The sequence below is a fragment of the Ginsengibacter sp. genome (assembly GCF_057362405.1).
Genome location: NZ_JBMQQG010000268.1, coordinates 1 through 3924, shown reverse-complemented (window position 1 = coordinate 3924; position 3924 = coordinate 1). Strand labels below are relative to the sequence as shown.

Genomic DNA, 3924 nt, shown 5'->3' with positions numbered 1-3924 from the left:
GGCGATAGTGATGGTGTGGATTCCCAGAATTCTGAATTCACATTTGGCCCAAGATTTTGCGGCTCACTCCATCCGTTGTTAGTTAAGTATGAAATATACAAATCGCAACTGCCAAGGCCTTCAGGGAAATTGCAGCCAGTAAAGATGAGCCACTTTCCGTCCTGCGAAATATTTTGTGCTCCTTCGTTGAAGGTTGTTGAATTAATCTTCCCTGGCAAGATATAGGCCTTACCCCAGGTACTGTCTTTCAAATCACTTTCGTAAATATCCTCATTACCTTTTATGCGCCTGGTGAAAATTAGTTTCTTTCCATCTATCGTTACCGATGGAAAATATTCGAGATCGACTGTATTAATGCTGTCTCCAAGATTTCTCGGTTTGAAAACATAGCCTTTTTGCGGATGCTCTTTATCATAATCTATTGCAAACTGGTAAGTTCCTTTCCTGAATTCGCCGGCTTTGCGACTTCTCTCATTAATAGTGGTATCTGCAAGAAATTTATTTACTGCATTTAGCGCATCGGTAAAACGTCCGGTACCTGCCAATGAAATCGAATAGGGAAGAAGATAATTATAGGTATAAACAGAGTCTAGCGAAAATGCTTTTTCAAATTGAATTACAGATTCAGCATAGTTCTTCAAATTTGCGTTTATGCCAGCCAGTGAGAGATAAGCATCAACAAATTTTGGTTCAATTTTCAGCGCCTCGTTAATCATTCTGATGGAAGTAACATAGTCTTCATTTTGAGCCTTATTTATTGCCAGTGTGTAAATTGTATTGGCATTGTGATCAACCTTTTCCGGATCATACCATTGAGCATTTGCAATATTTGTTGCCAGAACTGCGATGTACAATGTAATTATGATTTTTAATAAGAGGTACGATGTACGATGTTTGATGTACGATGTAAAAGAATATTTATCTGGCAAAATTCTGTTTTTAATATTGGGAGCTGTTAAAATTAGTAAGAATTATCTTGCTATTATCTAATGCTCTGTTAAGATGAGCAACTGAACCGAAATTGTCATACATCGTACATCTGACATCAATCGTCGTACATTGTCTTATGGCACATTTATGTATTTGTGGATCTGTAAAGAAAGTTCCCATTGGGGATTTTCCTTAATGTAATCAATGATTGAAGGTGTTATAAGCGCCGCTTTATCCCATTCGGGCTGCAGATATAGCTTGCAAACAGGAGAAACTAAAGCCGCATACTTTTCGGCCCATTCAAAATCAGATTTATTAAACACAATTATTTTCAATTCGTTTGCTTTCTTTATAACCTCTGGTAAAGGCGGTTTAAATTTTTTTGGCGAAAGGCATATCCAGTCCCATGTTCCGGTTAATAGGTGAGAACCTGAAGTTTCAATATTTGTTAAGAATCCTTCCTGCTGTAAGGTTTTGGTAAGCTTATCCAGGTTGTGCATAGTGGGCTCTCCGCCAGTTACAACAGCGAGTCTTGCATTATTTTTTTTCGCATCGTTTACAATCTGTTCAATCGTTTGCTCAGGATATAAATATCTGTCCCAACTTTCTTTTACATCGCACCACACGCACCCAACATCACATCCAGCCAGCCTTATAAAGTACGCAGCTTTGCCCTGGTGAAAACCTTCCCCCTGTAGCGTGTAAAACGATTCCATTACCGGAAGGGAAGTTGTTATATCTGTTTTTTTTTCTAAAATCATTTTTAATGATTGTCCGTCAGTGCTTCACTTTTCCTCTAGCCTTGAAGAGTTGGAAGCTGCCTTATAAGTATTCGTCAACAAAGCGGCAATTGTCATTAAACCTACGCCTCCCGGCACTGGTGAAATAAAACTGCACTTAGGCGCCACATTTTCAAAATCAACATCTCCCACTAACGCATACCCGCTTTTTTTCGTTTCATCTTTTATCCGGTTGATACCTACGTCTATCACTACCGTATTCTCCTTTACCATTTCAGCAGTTACAAATTTTGGTTTTCCAATTGCCGCAATAATAATATCGGCCTGCAGGCAAAGGTCTTTCAAATTTTTTGTCCTGGAATGACAAAGCGTTACCGTTGAATTGCCGAAAGTTGTATCCCTGCTCAACAGGATACTTATAGGTGTTCCCACAATATTACTCCTTCCAATAACTACAACCTGCTTTCCTTCCGTTTCAATTTTATAGTGCTGCAGTAACAGGATGATTCCAAATGGAGTGGCAGAAATAAACGTTGGTAGTTCCAAAACCATTTTACCCACATTAACCGGGTGAAAACCATCGACGTCTTTTTCGGGTGAAATAGCATTGATTACTTTTTCTTCTGAAATAGATTTTGGTAAGGGAAGTTGCACCAGTATTCCATCGATATCCGCATTGTTATTCAATTCTTTTATGTTCTGCAAAAGTTCTTTTTCTGAAATGGATTCATCAAACCGTAACAGGGTGGATGTCATTCCTATTTCGTTACAATTTTTTACTTTGGAGGCCACATAGGTTTCGCTTGCCGGATTAGCGCCAATAAGTATTGCGGCAAGATGAGGTATTTTTCGTCCCGTTTTTTTTAACTCCAAAATTCTTTCTTTCAGATCATCCTTAATTGCCTGTGAAGCGAGTTTCCCGTCTAATATTTGCATGCGGCAAAATTAACTACATGGATTTACTTAATATTATTTTTTGTGCGATGAAATTAAAGTTTGATTTTAATCTTTACTTTTAATTCATGACACTAAAATGACGCTTTGAGAAAAATTTACATACTACTTGTGTTTATTGTAATACTTTCAAACTCTATAGCTCAATCGCTAAGAAAGCCTCTGGCTGCTTCTTATATAGGGTTGGGAGCCTATAGTATTAATCATTTGGATGTATTTTCCTTCGCCTCGAACCAGGCCGCCCTTGCACAAATCAAGAATGCCGCTATTGGAGTTTATGGAGAAAACAGGTTCTTATTAAATGCCACCAATATGTATTCGGCGGTGGCCGTGATGCCCTCCAAACAGGGAAACTTTGGAATTCAAATAGATTATTTTGGGTTTAAAGATTACAATGAATCACAGATAGGGCTTGCCTATGCAAGAAGCCTCGGAAGCAAATTGGACGTCGGGGTCAAATTCAATTATTACTCATTCAGGATACCCACTTATCAATCTTCGTCTACGGTAAATTTTGAAATAGGAGCAGTTGCCCATCTCACTGATAAACTAAATGCAGGTATTCACTTTTATAATCCTGTAGGGGGTAACTTCTCAAAAACTGTTGATGAAAAGCTAAGTTCGGTCTACACATTTGGATTGGGTTATGAAGCATCGAAAAGCTTTTTAGTAAGCGCCGAAATTGTTAAGGAAGAGGATGCACCGGTAGACGTAAATGCGGGCGTGCAATATAATTTTGACAAGCAATTTTTTGCAAGGGTTGGAATTAATTCCGATAATCAATCTCCTTATGCAGGTGCAGGCATTAGCTGGAAAGATTTACGTCTTGATGTGAGTGCGAGTTATCATCCGCAACTGGGAATTAGCCCGGGTTTAATGCTGATAGTAAATTTCAAATCGAAAGAAATTGAAAAGAACTGACTACATAAAATTCCTTTTACCATTTGGGTTTGTTTTACTACTCTGGATTTCACCTATAAATACATTGGCACAGGAAACGCCGCGGGATCCTTCAGAACCTTCACCCATAGTGGAGCAGCAGTTGGAAAATCTTACCCAGGCTAGTGATGATGCGACAACCGAAGATGACTCTTACCTGCAGGAATTAGTACAGTATATTAAGGATCCGGTTAATTTAAATTATGCTGATAAGGGACAATTGCAGGAACTTAAAATATTATCACCCATTCAAATCGGCAACTTATTATTATATAGAAAATTATTGGGCAATTTTATAAGTATTTATGAATTGCAGGCGGTGCCTGATTGGGACGTAGATTTAATAAAACGCATCAGACCT

General features: G+C 38.4%; 4 protein-coding genes and 1 pseudogene. 2 read left to right on the top strand and 3 right to left on the bottom strand.

From position 1 onward, the window contains the following. The 3 genes and pseudogenes from ACO1O5_RS22225 to ACO1O5_RS22215 all read right to left on the bottom strand — a co-directional run. Positions 1–929 (bottom strand): annotated as a pseudogene (locus ACO1O5_RS22225) (OmpA family protein); the annotation flags it as partial. A 135-nt stretch (positions 930–1064) separates the two neighbouring features. After that, positions 1065–1691 (bottom strand): 7-carboxy-7-deazaguanine synthase QueE, encoded by a 627-nt coding sequence (locus ACO1O5_RS22220; protein WP_486274213.1) that lies wholly within the window; start codon positions 1689–1691, stop codon positions 1065–1067. 24 nt (positions 1692–1715) lie between these two features. Then, complete coding sequence (locus tag ACO1O5_RS22215; protein WP_486274211.1) at positions 1716–2606, bottom strand: bifunctional 5,10-methylenetetrahydrofolate dehydrogenase/5,10-methenyltetrahydrofolate cyclohydrolase; 891 nt, start codon at positions 2604–2606, stop codon at positions 1716–1718. Between the two features lie 105 nt (positions 2607–2711). Here ACO1O5_RS22215 and ACO1O5_RS22210 point away from each other — a divergent pair, with 105 nt between their 5' ends. Both ACO1O5_RS22210 and ACO1O5_RS22205 read left to right on the top strand, forming a co-directional pair. Continuing rightward, positions 2712–3545, top strand: a complete 834-nt coding sequence (locus tag ACO1O5_RS22210; RefSeq protein ID WP_486274209.1) for a PorV/PorQ family protein — start codon at positions 2712–2714, stop codon at positions 3543–3545. Then, positions 3532–3924, top strand: a 393-nt coding sequence (locus tag ACO1O5_RS22205; RefSeq protein ID WP_486274208.1) for a ComEA family DNA-binding protein, incomplete at its 3' end; no start/stop codon positions are given. The genes ACO1O5_RS22210 and ACO1O5_RS22205, both read left to right, overlap by 14 nt.